Here is a 25,737-nt window from a genome sequence, read left to right as displayed (position 1 = left end):
ACGGTTTTCATTATCGTGAAGGCGTGACGTCCGCCACACCTGGTAGTCACTTGCAGAAATCGGGAACCCCCGCATAGGCTGACCGAGAAACCTGATAGTGACTATCAGGTAACTGAACAGGAGGGGCCATGTCGCTACCGACCCTGACCAAGGAGCCCGGCCAACGACCCGTCCCGCCGCCGCGACTGCGCGCGCTCGGGCGCTGGGGCGCGGCCATGGCCCGGCACCGCCGGATCGTCCTCGCCGCCTGGCTGCTGCTCGCGGTGCTCGGCGGCGCCGCCTATCCGCTGCTGCACGATCGGCTCGGCGCGCCCGACTACACGGTGCCGGGTTCGGCATCCAGCGAGGTGGATCGCCTTGCTGCGCAACACTTCGCACAGTTCGGCGCGGAACAGGACCTGCTGGTCTTCCACTCGCCGCGCTTCACCGCCGACGCCCCCGAATTCCGCGCCGCGATCGACCGCGCGCTCGTCGCCGCGCGCGAAACCCCGGGTGTCACGGGCGCGCTCGGACCGTTCCAGGGCAACGCCGCGGCGCAGATCTCCGCCGACCGGCACACCGCGTTCGGCATCGTCGGCCTGGAGGGCGACATGTCCGAGCGAGTCTCGGTCGCCACCCAATTGCAGTCGGCCGTCACCGCGGTCTCCGACGCCGACATCCGCGTCGCGGTCACCGGTTACGGTCCGGCCCAAGCCGATCTTATGGACATCGAGACCGCCGACATGCAGCGCGCCGAGACCATCGGTCTGCCCGTGGCGGCCGCCGTGCTGGTCCTCGCGCTCGGCGCGCTGGCCGCAGCGACGCTGCCCATCACGGTGACCGCCGCGGGCATCGCCGCCGCCGTGGGCGCGCTGTTCGGCCTGACCACCTTCCTGACCTTCGACTCGCTGGTGCTGTCGGTCGCGACCATGATCGCCACCGGCACCGCGATCGACTACGCCATGTTCATCGTCAGCCGATTCAACGAGGAACTGACCCGGCGCGGGGTGCGCGACCGCTCGGCGCGCGCGGAGATCGACCGCGCGGTCGCCGTCGCGCTGGACACGACCGGACGCACGGTGCTCGCCTCGGGCCTCATCGTGCTGATCTCGCTGTGCTCGCTGGCCGTGGTCGGCCTGCCGATGCTCGACGGTGTCGCGATCGGCGTGGTCACGGCCGTACTGGCCACCTTGTCCGCAGCCGTCACGCTGCTGCCCGCGCTGCTGGCGACGCTCGGTCCCGCCGTGAACCGGGGCGCGTTGCCCGCGCGGTTACGTCCCGCGGAGACGCGCTCCACGACGGCGTCGAGCGCATGGGCGCGCTGGGCGCACACCGTCATGCGCAGACCGTTGGCGTTCGGCCTGCTCGGCGTCGCCGTGCTGGCCGTGGCCGCCGCGCCGATCACCGGCATTCGGTACGGCATCGATATGGGCCTCGATTCGCTCGGCGACCGGCCGAGCGGCCAGGCCACCCAACTGGTGCGGGACAACTTCGGCCCCGGACTGCTCGCACCGCTCTCGGTACTCGCGACCGGGCCCGACAACGGGCCACTGCTGAGCGCGGCGCAATCGGGGGTGCACGAGTTCGCCGACGAGCTGTCCCGCGATCCGCGCGTGGCCACGGTCCTGCCCCAGCAGTCGCAGGGCCGGATCATGATCACGGTGGTGCCGCGGGAGTCCTTCGACTCCACCGCCGTCGCCGAGCTCACCGACGACATCCGTTCCCGCACTTCGGAAGTCGAGGGCGCGGAGTTGCGCGTCGGCGGCACACCCGCCACCTTCGCCGAAGTGTCCGAACGGATCACCGCCCGCTTCCCATGGGTGATCGCCCTGGTGCTGACGGTCTCGCTCGCCTTCCTGATCCTGGCGTTCCGCAGTATCGTGCTCGCGGTCAAGGCCATTCTGCTTAATCTGCTGGCCACCGGCGCGGCGCTGGGTATCACCGTCGGCGTGTTCCAGCACGGCGTCGGCGAATCCGTGCTCGGCTTCCAGAGCACCGGTTTCCTCCAGGTGTATCTGCCGATGCTGGTGTTCGCGGTGCTCTTCGGTCTCTCGATGGACTACGAGGTCTTCCTGATCCGGCGGATGAAGGAGGCGTGGGACCGCGGCAACGACAACGCCACCGCGGTCGCCGAGGGATTGCAGCGCACGGCACGCCCGATCACCGCCGCCGCGGCCATCATGGTCGCCGTGTTCGCCAGCTTCGTCACCGCGGACGTATTGGAAATCAAGCAGATCGGGCTCGCGCTCGCGGTCGCCATCACCATCGACGCGCTCGTCGTGCGACTGATCTTGGTGCCCGCGTTCATGCGGCTGTTCGGCCGGTGGAACTGGTGGCTGCCGCGGTGGCCCGCCAAGGCCGGAGATCCCGCCGAGGCCGAAGACGCCGTCGTCAGCGGACGATCTGCTCCAGCGCATCGATGATGGATTCCACCGCCGCGGTGTAGACCTCGCTCAGCGGCTCGGTGAAATCCTGTCCCGCCCAATGGTCCAGCGCCGCCACACCGCCCCAGATGGCGGTGGAGGCGGCCATCCGGACCTTCAGGTCGTTGGGGTCGCGCCCGCAGCGTTCGGCGAACAGCTGACGGAACTGTTCCTCCAGTTCGCGCATCTGCTTGGTCTGGCCGTCCCTGACCTCGGGGAAGGCGCGCACGTAGCGCAGCCTGCGCGCGATGCGGCGTTCGGAGTCCGCGGTGATCAGTGCCGAGATCATCACCGGCACCAGCGGACGCGCCACCGCGAGAAGCGCCGTGGGGTCCAGGGTTTCGCCGTCGCCCGCGGTGCGCAGCACCTCCAGCAGCTGCGGATCCGCCTCGTCGTAGAGGACCAGCATCTCCTTGGTGCCGAAGTAGCGGTAGATCGAGCTGGGGGAAACGCCCGCCGCAGCGGCCACCCGCTCGACGGTCACCTCGCGATATCCGTACGCGTCGAACAGATCCAGCGCGACGCGCTGAATCCGGCTCATCGCCTCGACCTTCCTGCGCTCCCAGAGGGTGGCGGGGAACCTTCGATGGGTCGCCGTCACAGGCCCACCGCCCGCACCAGATCGAGCATCTCGATGTGGAATAGCTTTGCGGGATCCTGCGATTGGGGGCGCAGATGGCCGTACACCTCGAGCGCGATGGGACCGTGCATGCGGCCCCACATGCGCAGCGCCAGCGCCAGCGCGGCCGGGGGCAGGTCGGGAAAGTCGGCGCGCACGTGCTCGACCAGTGCCGGGTCGAAGTCCGACCACGTCGAATCGCCGAGGGATTGCGTCGCGGCGGCGCGCGGCCAGGCGGCGGCGGCCAGCCCGACGAGTCCGTCGCAGGCGCGCAGCTCCGCCTCGCGCGCCGGGCCTTCCGGCGGCGGCTGGTACCCGGGCACCGGGTCGCCGTAGATCAACCGGAACCCTTCGGGATTCGCGACGGCCCAGTCCCGGACGGCCTCACCCCAGGCGATGATGCGCCCGGCGGGGTCGTCCTCGGACACGGCGTCCCTTGCGGCCTCCAACCGGTCGATGAGTGCGGTGTAGACGTCGGAGATGAGGGTGGTGATCAGCTCGTCGCGGGTGGCGAAGTAGCCGTACAACGCGCCCGCGGTCATGCCCATTTCGCGCGCGATGGCGCGCAGCGAGATCGCGTCCGGACCGCCCTCGGCGAGCAGGCGTCGGGCGATGGCCTTGATCTCCTCCGTCGCCTGCGCGCGCAAACGTTCCCTGCGACTCTGCACCTCGACCACGGTTGACACTCTACAGCGTGCGACTACTATCACCCGTGTCGTTACTGAACGGCGTGTAGTAATCGAACAGCGTTTAGAGGATGGGTATCGTGAAGATCGGTATTTTCGGCGCGAGCGGCGTCATCGGCGGGCGAGTGGTCGAGGAGGCGCGCGAGCGCGGCCACGACGTGACCGCCTTCGCGCGCGACTCCGCGCGCTTCCCCGCCGACCCGGGCGAGGTGCGCTGGCGGGTGGCGGACTGGCTGGACACCGACAGCATCGACGCGGCCATCGCGGGCTTGGACGTGGTGATCAGCGCGGTGAACGCCGGGCACGGCATAGCCGACACCATCGCCAACGCGAGCGCCTTCGTCACCGGGGCGCACGCCATGGTGGGCGCGCTGGAGCGGCACCCGGACATCCGGCTCATCGCCGTCGGCGGCGCGGGCAGTCTGGAGGTCGCTCCGGGACGCCAACTCCTCGACACCGGAACGGAATTCACGCGCATCCTCACCGAGGACCTCGGCGTACCCGCCGAATACCGCGACGTGGTGCTGGCGCTGCGGGAGGCGCTGAACGTCTATCGCCTCTCCAACCGCAATTGGACCTACCTGAGCCCGTCGTCGGGTTTGATCCAGCCCGGCGCCCGCACCGGCCGCTACCGCGTCGGCGGCGACCAGCTCCTGATCGCCGACGCCGACATCTCCGCCGAGGACCTGGCCGTCGCCCTCCTCGACGAAGCCGAGAACCCCCGCTTCACGCAGCGCCGCTTCACCGTCGCCGCCGCCTGAGCGTAGTCGGCTTCGACCGCACCCTGTCCCGAACAGGGCGAAGGCCCCGGTCCGTGTGGACCGGGGCCTTCGCGTGTGCTCTACCCGAATCAGGCGTTGCCGGAGAGCTTCTCCCGCAGGGCCGCCAGCTGGGCGTCGCTGGCCAGCGAACCGCCGGCGGGCTCGGCCTGGCTGGAGGAGGACTGCGAACCGCTCTCGGAGGAGTAGTTCGACGCGCCGCCGCCGTTCGCGGCCTCGGCCGCGGCGTCGGCCGCCATCTTCTCCATCTGCGCGGTGTGCATCTTGTGGCGACGCTCCGCCTCGGCGTAGCGGCCCTCCCACTCCTCGCGCTGCTTGTCGAAGCCCTCGAGCCATTCGTTGGTCTCGGGGTCGAAGCCCTCGGGGAAGATGTAGTTGCCCTGCTCGTCGTAGCTGTCGGCCATGCCGTACTTCGACGGGTCGAACTCGGCGTGGTAATCCTCGTTCGCCTGCTTCAGCGACAGCGAGATCCGGCGACGCTCCAGGTCGATGTCGATGACCTTGACCATCGCGTCGTCGCCGACCGCGACGACCTGGTCCGGCACCTCGACGTGGCGCTCGGCCAGCTCGGAGATGTGCACCAGGCCCTCGATGCCCTCTTCGACGCGCACGAACGCACCGAACGGAACCAGCTTGGTGACCTTGCCCGGCACGATCTGGCCGATCGCGTGGGTGCGGGCGAACTGACGCCACGGGTCTTCCTGGGTCGCCTTGAGCGACAGCGAGACGCGCTCGCGGTCCAGGTCGACGTCGAGAACCTCGACGGTGACCTCGTTGCCCACCTCGACGACCTCGGACGGGTGGTCGATGTGCTTCCAGGACAGCTCGGAGACGTGCACCAGACCGTCCACGCCGCCCAGATCGACGAAGGCGCCGAAGTTGACGATCGAGGAGACCACACCCTTGCGGACCTGGCCCTTCTGCAGCTGGTGCAGGAACTCGGAGCGCACCTCGGACTGGGTCTGCTCCAGCCACGCGCGGCGGGACAGAACCACGTTGTTGCGGTTCTTGTCCAGCTCGATGATCTTGGCCTCGATCTCCTTGCCGACGTACGGCTGGAGGTCGCGGACGCGGCGCATCTCGACGAGCGAGGCGGGCAGGAAGCCGCGCAGGCCGATGTCGAGGATCAGGCCGCCCTTGACGACCTCGATGACGGTGCCCTTGACGGCCTCGTCCTTCTCCTTGAGCTCCTCGATGGTGCCCCACGCACGCTCGTACTGCGCCCGCTTCTTCGACAGGATCAGGCGGCCTTCCTTGTCCTCCTTGGTGAGAACGAGGGCCTCGACCTCATCGCCCACGGAAACGACCTCGTTCGGGTCGACATCGTGCTTGATGGAGAGTTCGCGGGAGGGGATGACGCCTTCGGTCTTGTAACCGATGTCGAGCAGAACCTCGTCGCGATCGACCTTGACGATGGTTCCTTCGACGATGTCGCCGTCGTTGAAGTACTTGATCGTGGCGTCGATGGCGGCGAGGAAGTCCTCGGCGGAGCCGATGTCGTTGACGGCTACCTGCGGCGAGGTGACGGTGGTGGGCATGTGTCGGTTTGCTCCGGACGGATTGTGGTCGGTTGCGGACATTGGAACTTTCGGTACGCTGCGAAATCACCGCGACGATGCGACGACGGACACAGAGGAACGTACCGCACTCATCCACTTGTGAAACTCAGCACGGGCGCTCTGTTATTTCAGTACGCTGATACGTCGGTAGATCGTTACTTCGGTACACCGGTACGTCGGTACAGCAGACACTCGCGCGTTCAGCGTACGCGACCTTGGTCCGGACGGGCAAACCGGTCTGCACGCCACGCCGGAGCGGCTCCGGCGCGCCGCGATCGTTAAGCTCACGCGCGTGTCGGAAGATCGCCATGCCCAAGCGAACGCGCTGCTCGGAACCACCGGAACCGCACGAACCAAGCTGAGTTCGGCCGACAGTCAACGCGCGAGCAGGCGCTGGTGGGACGCCGACGCCGACCAGTACCACGAGACGCACGCCGATTTCCTCGGCGTGGACTCCCCCGGCGGCGAGTTCGTCTGGTGCCCCGAGGGGCTGCACGAGGGCGATATGCACTTCCTCGGCGAGGACTTGGCGGGCAAGCGCGTCCTGGAGATCGGCTGCGGCTCGGCGCCGTGCGCGCGCTGGCTGGCCGGGCAGGGCGCGCTGCCGGTCGGTCTCGATCTGTCGATGGGCATGCTGGAGCGCGGGCTGGCCGCGATGGCGCGCGGCGGTCCGCGGGTTCCGCTGGTGCAGGCGGGGGCCGAGGCGCTGCCGTTCGCGGACGAGTCCTTCGATCTCGCCTGCTCGGCGTTCGGCGCGGTGCCGTTCGTCGCCGATTCCGCGTTGCTGATGCGCGAGGTGGCCAGGGTGCTGCGGCCCGGCGGGCGCTGGGTGTTCTCGGTCAACCACCCGATGCGCTGGATCTTCCCCGACGATCCCGGCCCTGCCGGTCTCACGGCGTCCATTCCCTATTTCGATCGCACCCCTTATGTAGAGGTCGACGCCGACGGCGCGGCGACCTACGTCGAGCACCACCGCACCATCGGTGATCGGGTCCGCGAGATCGTCGCCGCCGGATTGACGCTGCGCGACATCGTCGAACCGGAATGGCCGGAATGGCTCGACCGGGAGTGGGGCCAGTGGAGCCCGCTGCGCGGCGAGCTCTTCCCCGGCACGGCCATCTTCGTCACGGAGAAGCCAGGACGCTGACGGCGCGGTCCGGCGCGGCTCCCCGGCCGACACGCCGCCCCGACGGAACCATCCTCGTGCGCGCGGTCCGCCTTCTTATCCTCGCAGCCATGTCCAAGAGCCTTCGCGACCACACGTACGACGCCGCCGTGCGGCTGCTGTCCCCGCTCGAACAGCTGGTGGCTCGTACGTCCCTGGTCAGCACCGAGCCGTTCTTGGACCCGCGAGAGTTCGCCTGGACGCGCCCGCTGGAGGAGAACTGGCAGACCATCCGAGCGGAGATGAACGCGGTCCTGGTCCACTGCGACGACCTGCCCGCCTTCCACGAGAACTCCTTCGATGTGGCCGCGACCTCCGACGAGCGCAGACGCGCCTTCTTCTTTTGCGGTTACGGCGTCCGATCGGAGGCCAACCGGGCCCGCTGCCCCGAGACGGCGGCGCTGCTCGATCGGGTATCGGGGCTCGTCACGGCGATGTTCGCCATCCTGCCGCCGGGCGAGCGCGTCCCGCCGCGCCGCGGGCTCTGGAACGGGGTGCTCCGCTACCACCTGGGGTTGCGCGTCGCCGATCCGCGGCGGTGCGGTATTCAGGTCGGCGGACTGACGAGACACTGGCACGAGGGCGAGAGCCTGCTGTTCGATGACTCCTACCGGCACCGCGCGTGGAACGACTCCGAAAGCGCCCGGGTGGTGCTGTTCCTCGATGTGCTCCGCCCCTGCCGCTTCCCGGGGTCGTGGGTCAACCACGCGTTCGTCGGCGCGGCGTCGAGGCCGCCGTTCGTCACGGACGCCGGGCGCAAGCACCGCGCCTGGGAACGCGGCTTGGCCGCCCAGGTCGGCAACCCGAACTGAGGTTCCGGCTCGCCGACACGCCCCGGAGCCAGGGGATTTCGCCCTAGACTTGGCCGGTGCCCAGTGCGCGAGATCTTCTCGATCGCGTCGAGCGCCACTGCCGAGCCGACCAGACGGCGAAGCGGCTGCGCGAGGTGGTGCTCGCCGATCTCCGCGCGGCCGTCTCCTTCGATGGGCACGTCTTCATGCTCACCGATCCGGCCACCAGGGTCGGCACGTCGCCGCTGGCCGACCTGCTCGGTCTGCCCTGGTCACGACTGCCGGAGCTGATCCGGCTGCGGTACCTGACCGAGTTCACCCGATGGAGCGATCTCCTCGATCGGAGCACGGCGGCGGCGTCCTTGCGCACCGCCACCGGCGGCGATCCCGCGCGCTCACGGGTGTGGCGCGAGGTGCTGCGCGATCTCGGCGTCTTCGACACCGCCACGGTGGTCTTCGGCGACCGCTACGGATGCTGGGGTTTCCTCGAACTGCTGCGCAAGACCCCGCGCGCCTTCGACCCCACCCAGCTCACCACCTTGGCGGCGCTTGCGGCGCCGATCACCCGGGGCCTGCGGGCCGCGCTCGGCCGCACCTTCGTCGCGGAGGCGGGCGGACTCGTCACCGCCGAACCCGCGGTGGTCGTGCTCGGGCCGGACCTGCGGATGCGTGGCCAGACTCCGGCCGCCGCGGCGGGGCTGCTCCGGCTGAACCCACCGCAGGAGGCCATGCCGCCGATCCCGAACGCGGTCTACAACGCGGGCGCCGCGCTGCTGGCCGCCGAGCACGGCACACCCGTCGGCCCGCCGCGGTCGCGCGTCCACCTGGGCGGCGCCCAGTGGCTGACGGTTCGGGCGGACCGGCTCGGGCCCGAGGACATCGCGGTCTCGCTGGCGCCGAGCAGCCCCGCCGAGCGCCTCGATCTGTTCGGGCGGGCGCACGCCCTCACTCCGCGCGAGACGGAGGTGCTCACCCTGCTCGCCACCGGCCGCGAATCTCGCCGTCCGGCAGGCGATTCGGGGCTACCTGAGCGCGCGGTCGACGATCACGTGAAGGCGATACTGGCCAAGTGCGGTGTGCACACGCGACAGGGACTGCTGTCGCGAGCGCTCGGAATCTCCTGAACTCGCCCACCCGCCCGCGGCGACGGAGCCAGCGCACCGCGACGGCCGCCGCCGCTACAGCACCTCCAAGCCGGCCAACTTGCAGACCGCCTACGAGCTGGCGCGCAGGCTCGGCGATCAGGGCGTCACGGTGAACGCCTTCGATCCCGGACTGATGCCGGGCACCGGATTGGCAAGAGATCGCGAAACGCCGAAAGCAGCGACTCCCGACACGGAAGACGCTGCCTGCTCGCAGCTTTCGGCTCACTTGGACTTCGGTTTGCGGCCCGCCTGTTCGAGCGCAAGGCGCAGGGCGTATTCGATCTGTGCGTTGATGCTGCGCAGGTCGTCGGCCGCCCACTTGGCCAGGGCCTCATGGACGGCCGGGTCGAGGCGCAGCAACAGTTTCTTGCGTTCGACCATGGGCCCGGCTCAGCTGTAGAGCGATCCGGCGTTGACCACGGGCTGGGTCGCGCGATCGCCGCACAGCACCACGAGCAGGTTGGACACCATCGCGGCCCGGCGTTCCTCGTCGAGCTCGACGACGCCGCGCTCGGTCAGGCGATCCAGCGCCAGGCTCACCATGCCGACCGCGCCCTCCACGATGTGCGTGCGCGCGGCCACCACCTGCGCGGCCTGCTGGCGAACCAGCATGGCTTGCGCGATCTCCGGCGCGTAGGCGAGGTGGGTGATCCTGGCCTCGAGCACCTCGATGCCCGCCATCTCGGTGCGGTCGCGCAGTTCGACGGTCAGTTCCTCGGCCACCTCCGCGCCGTCGCGCAGGCTGGTGCGTCCGGCGTCGTGCGCGTCGTACGGATGCGTGGTGGCCAAGTGCCGGACCGCGGCCTCGGACTGGGTTTCCACGTACTCCTCGTAGTCGTCGACGGCGAACGCGGCCTTGAAGCTGTCCACCACCCGGTAGACGACCACTGCGGCGATCTCCACCGGGTTGCCGTCGGCGTCGTTTACCTTCAGCTTCTGCGTCTCGAAGTTGCGCACCCGCAGCGAGATGCTCTTGCGGTCGGTCAGCGGCACCACCGAGAAGAAGCCGGGCTCGCTCACCGAGCCGATGTAGCGGCCGAAGAACTGCACCACCTTCGCCTCGTTCGGGTTGACGATCACCAACCCGGTGGCAAGCAGCGCGAGCACCACCACGACCACCGTGGCCGCGATCGCCGCGATCAGCGCGGGCATATTCCCGTCCTTGGCCGCCGCGACGTACCCCAAAGCGGCCGCGCCGCCGAAGAAAAGGGTCAGCACCAACCAGGCCACCAGCACCAGAAAGCCGTTGACGTGGAATGCGGGCCTGAGCTTCATGACATCCTCCCGGTATCAGAGTGATATCACGAAGATAGCACGCGGCCGCCGAGCGGCCAATCGGCGATCAGCCGTCGAGCGGCCAATCGGCGACCAGCTCGCCGGGCACACCCGATGCTCAGACCGCGGGCCGGATGTTGCGGTTGAACCGGAACATGTTGCGCGGGTCGTACTTCGCCTTCAGCGCCGCCAGCCGCGCGTAGGTGTCCGGCGCGTAGCCCGCGCGGGTCTGCGCGTCGTCCGCACCGTCGCCCGCGCCGTAGAGGAAGGCCAGGCTGTGGCCGATCGTCCACGGCGCCAACACTTCTCGAATCGCACTGTGCTCGTCGGGCACGCCCGCGCCCGCGCCGGGCGCGGGCATGGTGATCACCCGGACGACGTAGGCGGCATCGCGCCGGTCCACCGCGACACCCGCGGAGCCCGGCTCGCCGAGCGCGCCGCCGAGGTGTCGGATGTCGACCACGGCCGGAATCGCACCACCCGGACCGGTGGCCGCGGTGAGCGCGGCGAGCGCTTCCTCGGGGAACTCGCCCAGCACGGCATTGGTCGCGGCGTAGGCGTGCGGATGATCCGGATCGCTGTGGATGGTGTGCGATTCGGTGTAGGGCAGCTCGCGCAGATCGTCGCGCAGCCGCGCCCCGACCGCCCGCAGCGGCGCGACCAGGCGCTCACCCTCGGCGGCCGGCCCGTCGAACGCGATCCGGATCGAGGCGACGTAGCGGCCGCGCAGCGACTCGGGCACCTGCGGGATGTCGGGGTAGGTCAGCGTGGCGACGGTCGAGGTCAACTGGTCGGGCACCGTCGCGGTCCACTGCCGCCAGGCTTCCAGCGCGGCCGCGGCCAAGGGCGTGTCGAACACCAACTGCCCGCCGTAGACCGTCCGCACCGGAACGAGGTCGATCTCCAGCGCAGTCACCACACCGAAATTGCCGCCGCTGCCCAGCACCGCGCCGAACAGTTCGTCGCCGGGGCGCAGCGTGCGGATCCGGCCGTCCGCGGTGACCAGTTCGATCATTCGCACGTGATCGGCGGCGTAGCCGAATTCCCTGGCGAGCAGGCCGAGTCCGCCGCCGAGCGTGTAGCCGACCACGCCGACCGAGGGCGACGACCCGTTCAGCGGAGCGAGCCCGAACTCCGCCGCCGCCTCGACCAGCGCACCCGCGCGCACGCCCGCGGCGACCCGGGCGGTCTTCGCCTCGGGATCGATGCGGAGACCGGTCATCCGCGCGGTGCTGATCAGCACCCCGCCCTCGGCGGCCACCGAGAGCCCGTGCCCGGTCGCCTGCACGGCGACCGGCAGTCCGTGGCGCGCCGCGTATTCCACCGCGGCTCGGACGTCCTCGGCGTGCGCCGCGGCGACCACGAGCGCGGGCCGGTGGGTGTAGGCGGTCTGGAATCCGGCGATCTCCGCCTCGTAGCCTGGCTCACCCGGCCGGAACACCTGGCCGGTGAAGACGGGGAAATCGGTGGTCTGCGTCGCGTTGCTCGTCATGCCTACGACGATGCTCGGGCGCGAGCAAGAAGTACAACAGATGGTTTTTATCGATACTAGAATCGCCAGTTATGGAACTGCGCCATCTGCGCTACTTCGTCGCCGTCGCCGAAGAAGCCAACTTCACCCGCGCCGCCGCGCGCCTGCACCTGGCGCAGCCCGGCCTGAGCGCCCAGATCCGGCAGTTCGAACGGGAACTCGGCCAGCCGCTGCTGGACCGCGGTGGCCGCACGGTGACGCTCACCGAAGTCGGCGCGGCCGTGTTGCCGCACGCCAAGGCCGCCTTGGCCGCCGCGCAGCGCATCGCGGACACGGTGGACGAGTTCACCGGCCTGTTGCGCGGACACGTGCGCGTGGGACTCATCTCCGGCGCCGCCACCGAGGAATTCGACGTCGCGGCGGTGCTCGCCGATTTCCACGACGACCACCCGCGGGTCGCCATCAGCCTCACCGAGGACACCTCCGAACGCATGCTCGCCGCGCTCGGCCGCGGCGAACTGGACATCGCCCTGGTCGGCCTGACCGGCGCCGACCTCGATCCCGGGCTCGGCAAGCAGGTCGTGCTGGACACCGCGGTTGTCGCCGCGGTCGCCGCAGGCGACCGCGAGCACGGCGCGACCATCCCGCTCGCCGCGCTGCGCGACCAGCCGGTGATCTGCTTACCTTCGGGAACCGGCCTGCGCGGCGTCTTCGAACGCGCTTGCGCGGCGGCTGGATTCCAGCCACTGGTGGCGTTCGAGGCGGCCGCCCCGCCCCTGCTGCTGCGACTGGCCGCGCGCGGACTCGGCGTGGCCGTGGTGCCAGCGCTGACCGCGGCGGAGGCCGCCGCGCACGGAGTGCGGACGCTGCGGATCGTCGAGCCGGAACTGCGCGGGCAACTCGCCCTCGTCTGGCGCACCGACCACCCAGTCGCGCCCGCGACCAAAGTGCTCCTCGGCCAACTTCGAATCGCGCTCGGCGACCGTTCCGGCGCCGGGCGGCAATCGCGTCCAGAATATTCGAACAATACTGGCGAGTAATTTCCGCTACGCCAGCGTCTGACCTGCGCGAGTGGCGTACTCGCCATTCCTCCGGCACCATCGACGGCACTGCCCGCTCCGGTCAGCGCTCCCATTGACACTGGTCAACGCAATAGTCAGGGCAAGTTGAATCTCGAATTGCCGCATTCACCGTCGGCGGAAAACAAACCTGAAATTCGCGTCGAATGCGCTTGCACCCCCCTGGACACAAAGTGATTCAAAGGAGCATCATATTCATTATCCGGTGCCGTTCGTCGGGGGAACGTCAAAGGAACAGGCAAGGATGATTGGAGTCCAATGTTTATCAAGAAATTGGTGGCTACCGCATTCATAGCCATTGCGGCCACCGGTATAGCCACCGCTACCGGACACGGGGAGGCAGGTCTGGCGGACGTCAGCTTCAGCGGCACGGACGGCACGGTCGGCTACACGACGACACTCGCGGCCGATCACTCGAGCGCCTTGGTGAACCTCGCCTCAGGCAAGTTCGCCATCACGCCCGACGCGGTCACGGTCCTCGCGGACGACGGCTCGGTCGTCGGCGCAATCCCGACAACGTTCGGGCAATTCGCCGTCGCGCCCGTGCTCAACGCCGCAGGAACTCAGCTGTCGCTGACACCGATCGGCGGGCCGACGAACGAGGCGGTCAACTCGCAAGAACTGCCCGGCGTGCAGCAGGCCTGGGGACCGATCTCGATCGTTGTCGGCGCGGCCATCGGCTGCGCGATCGGCTTCGCGATCGGCATCTGGTTCTTCTTGGTCGGAGCCATCCCCGGATGCGTCATCGGCGCAGCGGTCGGCGCCACCCTCGGCTTCTTCTCACCATTCCCGTGATCGGTAGCCGAGCAGAGTAACCGATAACAACGACAAGCGGGCCGGACGTCCATCGGACGCCCGGCCCACTGCTGTCGCCATGCGGAGCAACCGCGAGAGAACTCAGAGCAGACGCGAGAGGAACGCCTTGGTCCGTTCGTGTTTCGGATCGCTGAGCACCTCGCGCGGCGCGCCCGCCTCCACCACCACGCCGCCGTCCATGAACACCAGTTGGTCGGCGACCTCGCGGGCGAAGCCCATCTCGTGGGTCACCACCACCATGGTCATGCCGCTCTCGGCGAGTTCCCGCATCACCTGCAGCACTTCGCCGACCAGTTCGGGGTCCAGCGCCGAGGTCGGCTCGTCGAAGAGCATCAGCTTCGGATCCATGGCCAGCGCCCTGGCGATAGCCACGCGCTGCTGCTGGCCGCCGGAGAGCTGGGCCGGGTAGGCGTTTGCCTTGTCGCCCATGCCGACCCGATCGAGCAGTTCGTGGGCGCGGGCCACGGCGTCGGCCTTGCGTACCCTCTTCACCTGCGTCGGCGCCTCGATGATGTTCTCCAGCGCCGTCCGGTGCGGGAACAGGTTGAAGTGCTGGAACACCATGCCGATGTCGCGGCGCTGCTTGGCCGCCTCGCGCGGGTGCAGTTCGTAGAGCTTGTCGCCCTTCTGCCGGTAGCCGACGAGCTCGCCGTCCACGTACAGCCTGCCCGCGTTCACCTGCTCGAGGTGGTTGATGCAGCGCAGGAAGGTGGACTTGCCGGAACCGGACGGTCCGATCAGGCACAGCACCTCACCCCGCGCCACCTCCAGCGAGATGCCCTTGAGCACCTGCAGCGCGCCGAAGTTCTTGCAGACCCGGTCGGCGACGATCATCCGCGGCGCGGCCTGCTCGTCCTTGTCCATGGAAACCGTCATTTCGCCTTCACCACGCTCTGTGCGTCGGCCAGCTCCTGCAACTGCTTGGCGGTCAGCTGCCGGGACGCGCCGCGCGAGTAGTACCGCTCCAGATAGAACTGGCCGACCATCAGCACGCTGGTGATGGCCAGATACCACGTCGCGGTGACCAGCAGCAGCGGGATCGGCTGGAAGTTCACGCCGTAGATGTCGCGGGCCCGTCCGAACAGGTCGGTGCTGAGCGGGATCGCGGTCACCAGCGAGGTGGTCTTCAGCATGCCGATGAGCTCGTTGCCGGTCGGCGGGATGATCACCCGCATCGCCTGCGGCAGCACGGTGCGCCGCATGGTCTGGGTCCAGGACATGCCCAGCGCGATCGACGCCTCGCGCTGGCCCTCGCCCACCGAATTGATGCCGGCGCGGACGATCTCCGCCATGTACGCGGCCTCGTTGAGACCGAGACCGATCACGGCGAAGGTGAACGCGGCCTGCAACTCCTGCACGTCGAGTTCGAAGAACTGCGGCCCGAACGGCACACCGAGATGGATCTGCTGATACAGCGAGGGCACCAAGCCCCAGAACACCAGCTGCACGAAAATCGGTGTGCCACGGAAGATCCAGAGGTACACCCACGCCGTCGAGCGCAGCACCGGGTTGGGCGAAAGGCGCATCACCGCGAGCACCGTCCCGAGGACGATCGCGATGGCCATCGCCAGCACGGTCAGCTCCAGGGTGACGACCGCGCCCGCGACGATGCGGCTGTCGAACAGGTACTTCCAGTAGGTGCCCCACTGGTAGGCGTCATTGGTGGCGGCGCCGTAGACGAACAGCCCGAGCAGCACGAGGATGACGGCAGCGGCGATCCATCGCCCCGGCCTGCGCAGCGGAACCGCTTTGATCGGTTCGGGCTCGGACGGCGCCGGGATGCCGCCGGGCCCGGGATCGCCGGGCACGACGGTGGTGTCGGTGTCGGACATCTGTCAGCTCACGGCCCCGTTGATCACCGACTCGGTGATCGCGCCGTCCTGCACGCCCCAGTTCTCGGTGATCTGCTTGTACTGCCCGTTCTTGATCAGGTGGTTGACCGCGGCCTGCAGGACCTTGGCCAGCGGCGAGCCCTTCGGCACCGCCCAGCCGTAGGGCGCGGAGTCGAACACCGGGCCCGCGGTCTCGATCTTGCCGTCGCTCTGCTTGATGGCGTACGCGGTCACCGGGGAGTCGGCCGACATCGCGTCGACCTGGCCGAGCACCAGCGCGTTGGTCGCGGCGCTCTGCTCGTCGAACGGCTTGATGTCGATGGCGGGCTTGCCCTCGGCGACGCACTTGGCGCTCTTGGCGGGCACCTCGTCGGTGTGCTCGACGGTGGTGGCCTGCACCGCGACCTTCTTGCCGCAGGCGTTGTTCGGGTCGATCGGCTTACCGGTCTGCTGGGCCCACTGGATGCCCGCGCTGAAGTAGGTGGTGAAGTCGACCTGCTGCTCGCGTTCCTTCGAGTCGGTGATCGAGGACATGCCGACGTCGTAGGTGCCCGCCTGGATCGCCGGAATGATCTTCTCGAAGGCCGACTCCACGTACTCGGCCTTGATACCGAGCACCGAGGTGACCGCGTCCATCAGGTCGACGTCGAAGCCGACGATCTTGCCGCTGGCGTCCTTGTACTCGTTGGGCTGGTAGGGCACGTTCACGCCGATGACCAGCTTGCCGGACTGCTTGATCTTGTCGGGCAGTTGATCGGCGATTTCGGTGACCTTGTCCACTTGCACCTTGGAGACCGCCGGTCCGGTGTCTTCGGTGTTGGTGGTACAGCCCGCGAGCACGAGTGCGGCACCGGTGAGCGCGCACATCGCCCGCAGGGCCCGCCTGCCAGGCTTGGATCGATCAGACACAGCAGCCCTCCACATTTCGGTTACAAGAAACCCGGGTGTCACCACCCGTTTGGCAATCTAAGCGACCGAGACGTTTCGTGCTGGACAGTAATGGAATTCCACATCGGGTCGTTGCGGACTCCACCCGGTACAGAGCTGCCGGTGCGCCGACCGGACACCATACCCCGGCGGCTCGCATCCGAGCCGTGCGGGTTGCCGCAGAGTTGCTCGCGCAACGGAAGACTCACGGCCTTTTGGCTTCCGCGCATCAGGAAGGGTCGAGTTCGACCGTGACGGCCGCGGGGCCGCCCGTGGTGGCGGGAACGGCGGCGTCGACCGGGGCGGACGCGGTCGTCGTCGGCGCGGTGGACGGGTCGGCGCCCGGCGCCACCCGGACCAGGTTCGCCGCCGCGGTCTTGAAAAGTGGCTGTTTGGATGCCGGGTCCCAGTCGGTCGGGGTGAGCTCGTTCGCGGCCCGGTCGTGCGCACCGTCGCCGCGGTCCCAGTAGCCGTAGTGGAACGGCAGGAAGAGCACGCCGGGGCGGATCCGGCCGATGCGGGCGCGGGCCCGCACCGATCCGCGTCGCGTCGACACCTCCACCAGGTCGCCCTCTTCGATCCCCGCGTGTTCGGCGTCCGCGCGCGAGATCTCGACCCAGACCTCCGGGGCGGCCGCGTCCAGTTGCGGTGCGCGGGCGGTCTTCGTCCTGGTGTGGAAGTGGTACAGCGTTCGCCCGGTGACCAGCGCGAACGGATGATCCGCCGTGGGCGTCTCGCGCGCGTGGACGTAGTCGGCCGATTTGATGATCGCCTTGCCGTCCGGGTTCAGCGCGCGGTACGCCGCGGGCTCGACCGGCTTCCCGGAGAGCAGGTCCTTGCCGTAGGACTCGCAGTCGTCGGGCGCGCTCCAGAACCGCCCGTCGGCGTAGAGGCGCTCGGTACCGTCCGGATGCTCGCTGTCGCAAGGCCATTGGATGCCCGAGCCCTCGCGCAACCTCGCGTACGTCAGGCCGCTGTAGTCGCACGGACGTCCGGCCGAGCACGCCTTCCACGCCTCGAACGCCGACTCCGGATCGTGCCAGTGGATCAGTGGGCCGCCGTCCCGGTCGCGAAAGTCCATGCGGCGGGCGTAGTCCAGGAAGATGTCGAGATCGGACTTCGCCTCTCCCGGCGGGTCGACGGCCCGCTCCGAGAAGTGCACGGTGCGGTCGGCGTTGGTGAACGCGCCGGTCTTCTCGCCCCACGCCGCGGCTGGCAGCACCACATCGGCCATCGCCGCGGTCTCGGTCGGGAAGATGTCCTGCACCACGAGGAACAGGTTCTCGCGCGCGAGGATCGACCGGACCCGCGCCAGCTCCGGCAGCGACACCGCCGGGTTGGTGGCGCTCACCCACAGCATCCGGATATCGCCCTGCTCGGCGTACCGCATCATCCGCATGACGTGGGTCGGCGGTCCGGAGTGCGGGATCCGATCCGGATCGACCCGCCATCGCTCGGCCAGCTCGGCGACGTGCGCGTCGTTGGCCCAGTTGCGAAAACCCGCCATGTCACCGTCGGCGCCGCATTCGCGGGTGTTCTGCGCCGTCGGCTGACCGTTCATCTGCAATATCCCGCAGCCGGGTCGTCCGAGCATCCCTCGGATCAGGTGCACGTTGTTGACCTGCACCGCCGCCGCGGTCGCCTGATGGGATTGATAGAAGCCCTGGAGCACCGTGGACAGCAGCCGTGGCGCGGTACCGAGCAGGCGGGCCGTCTCCCGGATGTGCCCGGCCGCGACGCCACAGATCCGCGCCGCCCGCTCCGGGAAGCATTCGCTCACGCGGGAGCGCAATTCGTCGAAGCCGACGGTGTGCTCGCGGATGTAGTTGTGATCCACCCACCCGTTGGCGATGATCTCGTGCAGCAGCGCGTTCATCAGTGCGACATTGGTGCCCGGCAGGGGCGCGAGGTGGACACTGGCGCGCTCCGCGACCGGGGTGTGGCGCGGGTCGACGCACACGATCGCGGGCGGGTTCGGTCCGGCGAGCCGGTCGAGGATCCGCGCCCACAGCACCGTCTGCGTCTCGGCGACGTTGTGCCCGAACAGCGCGATGACGTCGGCGTGGTCGACGTCGGCGTACGAGCCGGGCTGGCCGTCGCAGCCGAAGGACTGCTTCAGCGCCTCTGCCGCCGTCGACGTGCAGAGCCGGGTGTTCCCGTCGACGTGGTTGGTGCCGATGCCCGCGCGGGCGAGCACGCTCAGCGTGTAGTACTCCTCCAGGAACAGCTGGCCGGAGGTGTAGAAGCCGATGGCCCCGGGTCCGTGCCGCTCGAGCAGGCTCTCGCTGTGCCGCACGATGCGGTCCATGGCCGTGTCCCAATCGGTCTCGACCAGTTCGCCGTCGCGGCGGACGAGCGGGCGGGTCAGGCGATCGGGCGACGAATTGGCCTGCCAGGCGAACAGATCCTTCGGTCCGAGCCTGCCGCGGTTGACCCGGTCCACCGCACGGCCGCGTACCCCGACCATCCGGCCGTCCACGACCGCGATGTCGAGCGCGTCGCCGTTGGAGCTCATGACCGAGGCGGAGGGCACCCACCGCTGCACGGACTCGGGCTCGACGCCGTCGGCCAGATACATGTCGACCCGCTCGGGCCACCGCTGTCCCGCGCCGTAGGCGAACCTGCGCCCCCAGGGGTCGGCAATTCGATCTCGCGTCTCCATACCGCGCGCGTACCCGCCGAGGGACGCGACACGCCTGATGGACGCTCCCGGACGAAGTCCGCTCCCAGACTGCGACGTCCGGAGCGAATGCGGAGGTACGCCTACTCTTCCGCCTCGTCCCCCTCGTCCTCCCCTTCGGCTTGGTCCGGCTGCGGCCGTAGCCGATCCGGCGGTTGCAGCATGTCCGGGTCGGCGTCCGGATCCTGGGCCGGGTCGTAGTCGGAGCCGCCCTCGCCCGGCTTGCCGTGCGGTGCCATGTCGTCCCCTTTCGCGGCTGCTGGATCGTCCGATCGCAGTACCCGGCGGCCAGGCCGAGAAACCGCGAGTACATAGCGCACGGTGGTTTGAGCCGACGGCCGTGTGGTACTGCGGCCGAGTCCGATATCTCCAGCCGCACTCTCGGAAGGAGAGAACCCATGGGTCAGGTGAGCCCCATCCAAGTGCAGAAGTATCTGGCCGGAATCGACTATCCGTGCGACCGCGCGGGCATCGTCTCCGCCGCCGAGGACAACGGCGCGGACAACGAGATTCTGCAGGCTTTGAAAGCCATCCCCGATCGGACCTACAACGGCCCGAACGCCGTCAGCGAAGCCATTTCCTGAACGGCATTCGATACCCGCGTCGGCCCGCGTGCGCGGGTCGACGCGCCCCAGTGGTGAGGAGTGGCCATGCGCGTCGTCGTGGTGGGTGCTACCGGCAATATCGGCACCTCGGTGGTGTCGGCCTTGACGGCCGAGCCCGTGGTGACCTCGATCGTGGGGGTGGCGCGTCGCGCCCCGTCGACGCTGCCGTCCGGGGTGGAGTTCGCGGGCGCCGACGTGCGCATGGACGATCTCGGCCGCGTCTTCCGTAATGCCGACGCGGTCGTGCAGCTGGCGTGGCTGTTCCAGCCGACCCACCGGCCGGAGGTCACCTGGCGTGCCAACGTGATCGGGACCCAGCGGGTGCTCGCCGCGGCGGCGGCCGAAGGCGTGCCCGCCGTGGTCTGCGCTTCATCGATCGGCGCGTATTCGCCCGCACGCGACGACGATCCGGTCGACGAGTCGTGGCCCACCGACGGGTGGCCGCTCGCGGCGTACACGAGGGAGAAGGCCTACGTCGAGCGCGTGCTCGACGCGTTCGAAACCGAGCATCCCGACACACGGGTGGTGCGCATGCGGCCGTCGTTCGTGTTCCAGCGGGCCTCGGCCAGCGAGCAGCGCCGCCTGTTCGCCGGACCGCTGCTGCCGCACCCGCTGGTCCGCCCGGGAGTCGTTCCGATTCTTCCGATACCGCGCGGCTTGCGCATGCAGGCGCTGCACAGCCACGACGCGGGCCGCGCCTTCGCCCGCGCCGCCGTCACCGACGCCCGCGGCGCGTTCAACATCGCCGCCGACCCGGTGCTCGATCGTGCGCGCCTCGGCGAACTCTTCGAGGCGAGAACCGTCGAAGTGCCGCCTGGCACGGTCCGCGCGGCCCTCTCGACGGCGTGGCGGCTGCGCCTCGCGCCCACACCGCCCGGACTCTTCGACGCGCTGCTGCGGCTGCCGATCATGGACACCGGCCGTGCGCGGACGGAGCTGGACTGGACGCCGCGCTTCACCGCCTTCGAGACGCTGCGCGAGGTGCTGGACGGGTTCCGCGCCAACGCGGGCGGCGACACTCCCCCGCTCGCGTCGGACGCGGGCGGACGGTTCCGCATCAAAGAGTTCGCCTCCGGGGTGGGCGGCCGCGATCCGGTGGACGCGTGGGGCGTTCCGGCGCATTAGGAACTCGCGCCGTCAGCGATGCCCCGCCAACGTGGTGATGACGGGATCGGTCTCCGGCTGCTGGGCGAGCGCGAACGGGGTGAGCGGCAGGATGTCGTCGGTCTCGACCAGCGTCGCGATGTGTTGCAGCACAACGCCTTCGCGCAGCGCCCACGGGCTCACCTCGAGGCGCTCGATGTTCAGCGCCGCCATCGTGGCTTCGGCGACCATGGCCCCCGCGAGGATCTGCCGGGCCCGCGGCTGTGAGACGCCGCGCAGCTGGGCGCGTTGGCGCGCGGAGAGCTTCGCGAGGCGGCGAGTGATCCGCCGGGCCTGGCCCTGCCGCAGCTCGCGAGTGGCGAACGGCCCGTGCCGCTGCGGCGGCGCACCCGCGAGGCGGGCGAGTTGTTTGAAGGTCTTGGAGCTGCCGATCACCCGGCGCGGCTGCCCCTCCCACAGCAACCGGTCGCGGACCTCCTTCAGGCACTCCTCGATGTGTTCGCGCAACAGGCCGACCTCGTGCAGATCGGGCGGATCGCCGCGCAGGTACGCGCGGGTCAGCCGCCCGGCGCCGAGCGGTAGCGAGAGCGCGAGCTCCGGTTCGTCGTCGCGGCCGAGGGCCAGCTCCATCGAACCGCCGCCGATGTCGAGCACCAGCAGCGGCCCGGCCCGCCACCCGTACCACCGGCGCACCGCCAGATAGGTCAGCCGGGCTTCCTGGGCGCCGGTGAGAAACTGCGGGCGAACACCCGCCGCCCGCTCGATGCCGTCGAGCACCGACTCCCGGTTCGGCGCGTCCCGGATCGCCGCGGTGACGAAGGCGTAGAAACTCTCGATCTCGTAGCGCCGCGCCGCCTGCAGGATTCGGGACACCGCCGTCGCGGTCCGCTCGATCCCGGCGTCGCTGATCTCCCCGTCCGCGTCGATGTCCTCGGCCAGCACCACCGGTTCCTTCAGCGCCCGGATCGGCAGCGGCGGCGCGCCGGGCGACGCGTCCACCACCAGAAATTGCGCCGAGTTGGACCCCAGATCCAGAACACCGAGCCTCACCGGAAGGCACTACCCGATTCCCGCCCTCCTACACCGCCGCCGACCGGCAGGCATACCTCCGCCGCCGTGGGGCACTACCACGCCATGGGACGGTTCTCGATACCGCTACCGGCGGCGCACAACGACCCGCTGGGAATCTACCTCCAAGACCAGCTCGCCCTCGGCCTGGTGTGGCGGGAGTTGGCGCGGCGGGCACAGCGAAACAACGCGGGCACGCCGCAGGGCGCGGCGCTGGCCGAGGTGGCGTCGGACATCGCCGAGGACGTGGAGACCTTCCGCGACATCATGCGCAGGCTCGATGTTCCGGAGAGCCGGATCAAGTCCGGACTCGCAATGGCCGCGGAACGGCTCGCGCGACTGAAACCCAACGGGCGGTTGGCCGGGTACTCGCCCCTGAGCCGCTTCGTCGAACTCGAGTTCCTGATCATGGGCATCGAGGGCAAGAAGCAGCTGTGGTCCACCCTGGCCGATCTCGCGGGGTTGGCCGAGCGCTTGCCCGACACCGATTTTCGCGAGTTGACCGAGCGCGCCGAACACCAGCGGTCGATTTTGGAGCCGTGGCGAGCCGAGTCCGGTTCGTGGGCCTTCGGAACGGAGCAGAGCTGAGCGCGCGGTCGCCGCGGCGGTGTCGCACGCGAGGCGCGCCGGAGATGTCCGGTTGCCCTCTACACTGGGCGCGTGCGTTTTCGACGGCTGATCGCCCTGTCCTTCGTGGCCCTGCTCGCCCCGCTCGGCGCGGCCGCCTGCACCGTGGAGGGGCCGGGCACCAAGTCCGAGTGCAATGTCGGCGGGTGCACCGTGACCTTCACCCGCGGCGTGGACGCCAAGGCGAACATCCTCGGCATCGACGCGGAACTCGTTGCGGTGAACGGCAATACGGTCACGCTGAAGATCGGCGGCCAGCAGGTCGACGTCCCGGTCGGTGAGACTCAGGCCGCCGAAGGCATGAACGTCACGGTGCAAGAGGTCACCGACGAGAAGGTGGTCGTCAAGATCGCCACCGGACTGAACAGCGGAAACTGACGCCGCCCACCGGGTTCAGCGGCGGTGCACCCGCGCGCACACCTGCTCGGTGAACTCCGCCGTCGAGACCTGACCACCCAGATCCGCGGTCGCGATGCCCGCCGCGAAGGTGGCCGCGACCGCCCGTTCGATGCGGTCGGCGGCGTCGCTCGCCGCGGCGTCCGCGTCGCGAGTTCCCAACCAGCGCAACAACATCGCCGCGGACAGCTGGAGCGCCACCGGGTTGGCGCGGTTGTGTCCGGCCAGCGTCGGCGCGGCGCCGTGCACCGCCTGGGCCATCGCACGGGTAGCCGAACAGTTCAGCGAGGCGGCCATGCCCAGCGAACCGCTCAACTCGCCAGCCAAGTCGGACAGGATGTCGCCGAAGAGATTCTCGGTGACCAGCACGTCGAAATCGCCCGCGGCGCGGACCAGATGCGCGGCCGTCGCGTCCACGTGCTCGTCGTCCACCTCGACGCCGGGATAGGCACGCGCCACCTCGTAGCAGACATCGCGGAACAGGCCCATGGTCATCGGCAGCACGTTCGCCTTGTGCACGATGGTCACCCGCTTGCGGCGGGCGGAGGCCGCGCGGAAGGCCTCGTGCGCGATCAGCTCGCAGGCCCGCCGGGTCACCACGCCGACGGCCATGGCCATGTCGCGGCTCGGCTGGAACTCCCCCGATCCGGCGAACATATTGCGATCGGCGTAGAACCCCTCGCTGTTCTCGCGCACGATCACCAGGTCGATATCCGGCGCCGCCGCCCGCACACCGGGAAAGGCGCGGGCCGGGCGGATGTTCGCGAACAGGCCGAACTGCTTGCGGATCGCGCCGCCCGGCGCCACCGCGCCGCGATGCTCGGCCGGATAGGACGCGTTGTCGTGCGGTCCGAGGATCCACGCGTCGAGTTCCTCGAGCCCGCGCAGCGTATGTTCCGGCAGCGCGGCGCCGAACTCGTCGATGGCGCGGTGACCCATCGGCAACTCCACCCATTCCACCGCGGGCGCGCCGGCCGCCGCCAGCGCCTCGTCCACGACCACCCTGGTCGCGCGCACCACCTCGGGACCGATCCCGTCGCCCTCGATCAACCCCAGTCGCACCGCTGTCCTCGCTCGCTTCACCGGGCAATCCTCTCGCCGACGCCTCGCCGTACCGGAACCGGCCCGCCGCCCGGGCCCGTGCGGCTACGTTGGAAAGATCATGGTGCAGTCGGTCGAATTGCTGGTGGACGACGCGGCCGAGGCGGAGATTCGGCGGCAGTGGACGCTGCTCGCGGAGGCCGGGCTGCCCAGCGTCACGCCGAAGGCGATCGAGACCCGCCGGCCGCACATCACGATCGCGGTGGCCAGAACGATCTGGCCGCGCATCGACCACGCACTCGACCAGCTGATCTTCCGCCCGTTCCCCGTGCGGCTCGGCGGCGTGCTGGTGTTCGGCGCGCGACACCCGATCCTCGTCCGGCTGGTGGTGCCCTCCGAGCAGCTGCTCACGCTGCAGAGGCGGGTTTACGACGTCGTGTCGCCGTGCCCTGGCGCGCCCGCGAACCTGCGGCCGGACGCGTGGACGCCGCATATCACGCTGGCCCGGCGGGTACCCGTCCGGCAGCTCGGCGCCGCGGTGCACGCCGTGGCCGCCGACCGGGATTTCCCCGCGACGATCGCGGGTATCCGGCGGTGGGACGGCGACCAACGGCGGGAGTGGCCGGTGGCCCGTGGAAGATAAGAGACGAGCCCGGCGTTACAGCTGGCAACATTCGAACGAGAGGACGTCATGGCCACCCAGACGCTGACCCAGCAGAATTTCGATGAGGTAGTCACCGGAAACGACGTGGTACTCGTCGATTTCTGGGCCGATTGGTGCGGTCCGTGCAAGAGTTTCGCGCCGACCTTCGAGAAGTCCTCGGAGAATCACCCCGACGTCGTGCACGGCAAGGTCGACACCGAAGCCGAGCAGGGTCTCGCGGCCGCCGCGAACATCCGCTCCATCCCGACCATCATGGCGTTCCGCGAGGGCGTGCTGGTGTTCGCGCAGCCGGGCGCGCTGCCCCCCGCCGCGCTCGAGGACCTGGTCACCCAGGTGAAGGCCCTCGACATGGACGAGGTCCGCAAGCAGCTCGCCGAGCAGCAGTCCGCTTCCGAGTAGGCCGCGCCGACGGATCGGGCCGGGCACCCCCACCGGGGCGCCCGGCCCGTCGTGCGTTCAGGAACCGAGTCGGTTGATACCGGAAATCATTGCGCGGACGATGGATTCGGCGCCGTCGTCGGCGAAGGCCGCGCCCCACCCGCGCTTGCCGTCGAGCTCGCACCGGACGAAGGTCGCGGTGCCGCCCGCGGTGCGGCGCTGGTGGAACTGCAGGATCTCCACCGGGTAGCCCTCCTCGTAGAGGGCCGAGGTGAGAGCGGCGACCGGGCTGCCGGTGGTGGCCACCGTGCGCAGGTGGTCGGCGAACTCGAGCGTCGCGGTGCACTCGGCGTTGCGGTGACCGCCGGCGAATTCGCTGAGCCGGACCGGGCCGGTGTGCCCGCAGTAGCGGTCGTAGAACTCCGCCGGTGTCATCCCGGCGGCTTCCGCGCGCAGCCCCTTGGGCGCGGCGGCGATGAAAGTCTTCGTATCAAGAGTGAGCATGGTCATTGTGAGGTAGGTCTTCCCGAGGAATGTCGGCGGAGGGGACCAGCGTCAACACATCGAATAGCCCGCAGCGAGGGGGCCGGTCCGAATCAGACCCCGCTACGGCGGGTTACTACGAGAA

The 25,737-nt window shown here is 69.4% G+C and carries 27 protein-coding genes and 1 pseudogene; 14 read left to right on the top strand and 14 right to left on the bottom strand.

The window, feature by feature from the left end; all coding sequences use genetic code 11:
- The first annotated feature begins 128 nt into the window (after positions 1–128).
- Positions 129–2,402, top strand: a complete 2,274-nt coding sequence (locus tag FB390_RS31085) for an MMPL family transporter (protein WP_141812740.1) — start codon at positions 129–131, stop codon at positions 2,400–2,402.
- Here FB390_RS31085 and FB390_RS31080 read toward each other — a convergent pair.
- Positions 2,371–3,003 carry a TetR/AcrR family transcriptional regulator gene (locus FB390_RS31080; protein ID WP_141812739.1) on the bottom strand — a complete coding sequence of 211 codons (633 nt, stop codon included), beginning with the start codon at positions 3,001–3,003 and terminating at the stop codon, positions 2,371–2,373. The genes FB390_RS31085 and FB390_RS31080 overlap by 32 nt on opposite strands.
- Positions 3,000–3,698 (bottom strand): TetR/AcrR family transcriptional regulator, encoded by a 699-nt coding sequence (locus tag FB390_RS31075; RefSeq protein ID WP_141812738.1) that lies wholly within the window; start codon positions 3,696–3,698, stop codon positions 3,000–3,002. The genes FB390_RS31080 and FB390_RS31075 overlap by 4 nt, the downstream gene beginning before the upstream one ends.
- Positions 3,699–3,787: 89 nt before the next feature.
- Here FB390_RS31075 and FB390_RS31070 point away from each other — a divergent pair, with 89 nt between their 5' ends.
- Positions 3,788–4,468 (top strand): NAD(P)-dependent oxidoreductase, encoded by a 681-nt coding sequence (locus FB390_RS31070; RefSeq protein ID WP_141812737.1) that lies wholly within the window; start codon positions 3,788–3,790, stop codon positions 4,466–4,468.
- Between the two features lie 89 nt (positions 4,469–4,557).
- On the opposite strand, the gene rpsA is transcribed toward FB390_RS31070, so the two are convergent.
- Positions 4,558–6,024, bottom strand: coding sequence for a 30S ribosomal protein S1 (rpsA, locus tag FB390_RS31065; RefSeq protein ID WP_068059547.1), 1,467 nt, complete (start codon positions 6,022–6,024; stop codon positions 4,558–4,560).
- A 313-nt stretch (positions 6,025–6,337) separates the two neighbouring features.
- Between rpsA and FB390_RS31060 the strand changes: the two genes are divergently transcribed.
- From FB390_RS31060 to FB390_RS34540, 4 genes and pseudogenes are all read left to right on the top strand, one after another.
- Positions 6,338–7,192, top strand: coding sequence for a class I SAM-dependent methyltransferase (locus FB390_RS31060; protein ID WP_141812736.1), 855 nt, complete (start codon positions 6,338–6,340; stop codon positions 7,190–7,192).
- A gap of 89 nt (positions 7,193–7,281) precedes the next feature.
- Entirely contained in the window at positions 7,282–8,022 is a 741-nt protein-coding gene (locus tag FB390_RS31055) for an aspartyl/asparaginyl beta-hydroxylase domain-containing protein (protein ID WP_185757346.1), read from the top strand.
- Between the two features lie 185 nt (positions 8,023–8,207).
- The gene (locus tag FB390_RS31050; protein ID WP_425465944.1) at positions 8,208–9,125 is read left to right on the top strand and encodes a helix-turn-helix transcriptional regulator; all 918 of its coding nucleotides are present in this window, start codon (positions 8,208–8,210) and stop codon (positions 9,123–9,125) included.
- Positions 9,124–9,306: pseudogene (locus FB390_RS34540) on the top strand (alanine-phosphoribitol ligase); the annotation flags it as partial. The gene FB390_RS31050 and the pseudogene FB390_RS34540, both read left to right, overlap by 2 nt.
- A 62-nt stretch (positions 9,307–9,368) precedes the next feature.
- Here the strand turns inward: FB390_RS34540 and FB390_RS31040 are convergent.
- From FB390_RS31040 to FB390_RS31030, 3 genes are all read right to left on the bottom strand, one after another.
- Positions 9,369–9,527, bottom strand: a complete 159-nt coding sequence (locus FB390_RS31040; protein WP_141812733.1) for a type II toxin-antitoxin system antitoxin — start codon at positions 9,525–9,527, stop codon at positions 9,369–9,371.
- A 9-nt stretch (positions 9,528–9,536) separates the two neighbouring features.
- Positions 9,537–10,421 (bottom strand): SPFH domain-containing protein, encoded by an 885-nt coding sequence (locus tag FB390_RS31035; protein WP_141812732.1) that lies wholly within the window; start codon positions 10,419–10,421, stop codon positions 9,537–9,539.
- A gap of 118 nt (positions 10,422–10,539) precedes the next feature.
- Complete coding sequence (locus FB390_RS31030) at positions 10,540–11,913, bottom strand: FAD-binding oxidoreductase (protein WP_141812731.1); 1,374 nt, start codon at positions 11,911–11,913, stop codon at positions 10,540–10,542.
- Positions 11,914–11,984: 71 nt separating this feature from the next.
- Here FB390_RS31030 and FB390_RS31025 point away from each other — a divergent pair, with 71 nt between their 5' ends.
- Positions 11,985–12,932, top strand: a complete 948-nt coding sequence (locus FB390_RS31025; RefSeq protein WP_141812730.1) for a LysR family transcriptional regulator — start codon at positions 11,985–11,987, stop codon at positions 12,930–12,932.
- A 315-nt stretch (positions 12,933–13,247) separates the two neighbouring features.
- Positions 13,248–13,766: a DUF8020 domain-containing protein gene (locus FB390_RS31020; RefSeq protein WP_246124488.1), complete on the top strand. Its 519-nt coding sequence runs from the start codon at positions 13,248–13,250 to the stop codon at positions 13,764–13,766.
- A gap of 102 nt (positions 13,767–13,868) precedes the next feature.
- Here the strand turns inward: FB390_RS31020 and FB390_RS31015 are convergent, their stop codons facing one another.
- The 5 genes from FB390_RS31015 to FB390_RS33800 form a co-directional block, all read right to left on the bottom strand.
- A complete protein-coding gene (locus FB390_RS31015; protein WP_141813203.1) occupies positions 13,869–14,621 on the bottom strand; it encodes an amino acid ABC transporter ATP-binding protein in 753 nt (250 codons plus the stop codon).
- A gap of 38 nt (positions 14,622–14,659) precedes the next feature.
- Positions 14,660–15,619, bottom strand: coding sequence for an amino acid ABC transporter permease (locus FB390_RS31010; protein WP_179831090.1), 960 nt, complete (start codon positions 15,617–15,619; stop codon positions 14,660–14,662).
- A 3-nt stretch (positions 15,620–15,622) separates the two neighbouring features.
- Positions 15,623–16,486 carry an ABC transporter substrate-binding protein gene (locus FB390_RS31005; protein ID WP_246124599.1) on the bottom strand — a complete coding sequence of 288 codons (864 nt, stop codon included), beginning with the start codon at positions 16,484–16,486 and terminating at the stop codon, positions 15,623–15,625.
- A gap of 289 nt (positions 16,487–16,775) precedes the next feature.
- Positions 16,776–19,208, bottom strand: coding sequence for a molybdopterin oxidoreductase family protein (locus FB390_RS31000; protein WP_141812727.1), 2,433 nt, complete (start codon positions 19,206–19,208; stop codon positions 16,776–16,778).
- Between the two features lie 101 nt (positions 19,209–19,309).
- On the bottom strand, positions 19,310–19,465 hold the full coding sequence (locus tag FB390_RS33800) for a hypothetical protein (protein WP_185757344.1): 156 nt from the start codon (positions 19,463–19,465) through the stop codon (positions 19,310–19,312).
- Between the two features lie 159 nt (positions 19,466–19,624).
- Here FB390_RS33800 and FB390_RS30995 point away from each other — a divergent pair, with 159 nt between their 5' ends.
- Entirely contained in the window at positions 19,625–19,810 is a 186-nt protein-coding gene (locus FB390_RS30995) for a DUF2795 domain-containing protein (RefSeq protein ID WP_141812726.1), read from the top strand.
- Between the two features lie 66 nt (positions 19,811–19,876).
- Positions 19,877–20,956: an NAD-dependent epimerase/dehydratase family protein gene (locus tag FB390_RS30990; protein ID WP_141812725.1), complete on the top strand. Its 1,080-nt coding sequence runs from the start codon at positions 19,877–19,879 to the stop codon at positions 20,954–20,956.
- A 12-nt stretch (positions 20,957–20,968) separates the two neighbouring features.
- On the opposite strand, the gene FB390_RS30985 is transcribed toward FB390_RS30990, so the two are convergent.
- Positions 20,969–21,985, bottom strand: a complete 1,017-nt coding sequence (locus FB390_RS30985) for a Ppx/GppA phosphatase family protein (protein ID WP_141812724.1) — start codon at positions 21,983–21,985, stop codon at positions 20,969–20,971.
- A gap of 84 nt (positions 21,986–22,069) precedes the next feature.
- Between FB390_RS30985 and FB390_RS30980 the strand changes: the two genes are divergently transcribed.
- Both FB390_RS30980 and FB390_RS30975 read left to right on the top strand, forming a co-directional pair.
- Complete coding sequence (locus tag FB390_RS30980) at positions 22,070–22,591, top strand: hypothetical protein (protein ID WP_141812723.1); 522 nt, start codon at positions 22,070–22,072, stop codon at positions 22,589–22,591.
- A 72-nt stretch (positions 22,592–22,663) separates the two neighbouring features.
- Entirely contained in the window at positions 22,664–23,008 is a 345-nt protein-coding gene (locus FB390_RS30975; protein ID WP_141812722.1) for a hypothetical protein, read from the top strand.
- 15 nt (positions 23,009–23,023) lie between these two features.
- On the opposite strand, the gene FB390_RS30970 is transcribed toward FB390_RS30975, so the two are convergent.
- Positions 23,024–24,109: an isocitrate/isopropylmalate dehydrogenase family protein gene (locus FB390_RS30970; protein WP_246124487.1), complete on the bottom strand. Its 1,086-nt coding sequence runs from the start codon at positions 24,107–24,109 to the stop codon at positions 23,024–23,026.
- A gap of 79 nt (positions 24,110–24,188) precedes the next feature.
- On the opposite strand from FB390_RS30970, the gene FB390_RS30965 reads away from it, so the two are divergent.
- On the top strand, positions 24,189–24,710 hold the full coding sequence (locus FB390_RS30965) for a 2'-5' RNA ligase family protein (protein ID WP_141812721.1): 522 nt from the start codon (positions 24,189–24,191) through the stop codon (positions 24,708–24,710).
- Positions 24,711–24,758: 48 nt separating this feature from the next.
- Positions 24,759–25,130, top strand: a complete 372-nt coding sequence (trxA, locus tag FB390_RS30960; protein WP_141812720.1) for a thioredoxin — start codon at positions 24,759–24,761, stop codon at positions 25,128–25,130.
- A 57-nt stretch (positions 25,131–25,187) separates the two neighbouring features.
- Here trxA and FB390_RS30955 read toward each other — a convergent pair whose 3' ends face one another.
- Complete coding sequence (locus FB390_RS30955) at positions 25,188–25,613, bottom strand: 2-isopropylmalate synthase (protein ID WP_246124486.1); 426 nt, start codon at positions 25,611–25,613, stop codon at positions 25,188–25,190.
- Positions 25,614–25,737 lie beyond the last annotated feature (124 nt).

The organism is Nocardia bhagyanarayanae (assembly GCF_006716565.1).
GTDB classification, from domain to species: domain Bacteria; phylum Actinomycetota; class Actinomycetes; order Mycobacteriales; family Mycobacteriaceae; genus Nocardia; species Nocardia bhagyanarayanae.
Note: the sequence above shows the minus strand (reverse complement) of the source record. Positions and strands in the feature narration are given on the sequence as shown.

What these genes read in the sequence shown, in the direction of transcription:
- FB390_RS31000 (WP_141812727.1), bottom strand. Translation starts at nt 19,208, where the DNA reads ATGGAGACGCGAGATCGAATTGCCGACCCCTGGGGGCGCAGGTTCGCC.
- rpsA (WP_068059547.1), bottom strand. Translation starts at nt 6,024, where the DNA reads ATGCCCACCACCGTCACCTCGCCGCAGGTAGCCGTCAACGACATCGGC.
- FB390_RS31055 (WP_185757346.1), top strand. Translation starts at nt 7,282, where the DNA reads ATGTCCAAGAGCCTTCGCGACCACACGTACGACGCCGCCGTGCGGCTG.
- FB390_RS33800 (WP_185757344.1), bottom strand. Translation starts at nt 19,465, where the DNA reads ATGGCACCGCACGGCAAGCCGGGCGAGGGCGGCTCCGACTACGACCCG.
- FB390_RS31015 (WP_141813203.1), bottom strand. Translation starts at nt 14,621, where the DNA reads ATGATCGTCGCCGACCGGGTCTGCAAGAACTTCGGCGCGCTGCAGGTG.
- FB390_RS31050 (WP_425465944.1), top strand. Translation starts at nt 8,208, where the DNA reads ATGCTCACCGATCCGGCCACCAGGGTCGGCACGTCGCCGCTGGCCGAC.
- FB390_RS30980 (WP_141812723.1), top strand. Translation starts at nt 22,070, where the DNA reads ATGGGACGGTTCTCGATACCGCTACCGGCGGCGCACAACGACCCGCTG.
- FB390_RS30990 (WP_141812725.1), top strand. Translation starts at nt 19,877, where the DNA reads ATGCGCGTCGTCGTGGTGGGTGCTACCGGCAATATCGGCACCTCGGTG.
- trxA (WP_141812720.1), top strand. Translation starts at nt 24,759, where the DNA reads ATGGCCACCCAGACGCTGACCCAGCAGAATTTCGATGAGGTAGTCACC.
- FB390_RS31040 (WP_141812733.1), bottom strand. Translation starts at nt 9,527, where the DNA reads ATGGTCGAACGCAAGAAACTGTTGCTGCGCCTCGACCCGGCCGTCCAT.
- FB390_RS30955 (WP_246124486.1), bottom strand. Translation starts at nt 25,613, where the DNA reads ATGCTCACTCTTGATACGAAGACTTTCATCGCCGCCGCGCCCAAGGGG.
- FB390_RS31025 (WP_141812730.1), top strand. Translation starts at nt 11,985, where the DNA reads ATGGAACTGCGCCATCTGCGCTACTTCGTCGCCGTCGCCGAAGAAGCC.
- FB390_RS30965 (WP_141812721.1), top strand. Translation starts at nt 24,189, where the DNA reads ATGGTGCAGTCGGTCGAATTGCTGGTGGACGACGCGGCCGAGGCGGAG.
- FB390_RS31005 (WP_246124599.1), bottom strand. Translation starts at nt 16,486, where the DNA reads ATGTGCGCGCTCACCGGTGCCGCACTCGTGCTCGCGGGCTGTACCACC.
- FB390_RS31035 (WP_141812732.1), bottom strand. Translation starts at nt 10,421, where the DNA reads ATGAAGCTCAGGCCCGCATTCCACGTCAACGGCTTTCTGGTGCTGGTG.
- FB390_RS31030 (WP_141812731.1), bottom strand. Translation starts at nt 11,913, where the DNA reads ATGACGAGCAACGCGACGCAGACCACCGATTTCCCCGTCTTCACCGGC.
- FB390_RS31085 (WP_141812740.1), top strand. Translation starts at nt 129, where the DNA reads ATGTCGCTACCGACCCTGACCAAGGAGCCCGGCCAACGACCCGTCCCG.
- FB390_RS30995 (WP_141812726.1), top strand. Translation starts at nt 19,625, where the DNA reads ATGGGTCAGGTGAGCCCCATCCAAGTGCAGAAGTATCTGGCCGGAATC.
- FB390_RS31010 (WP_179831090.1), bottom strand. Translation starts at nt 15,619, where the DNA reads ATGTCCGACACCGACACCACCGTCGTGCCCGGCGATCCCGGGCCCGGC.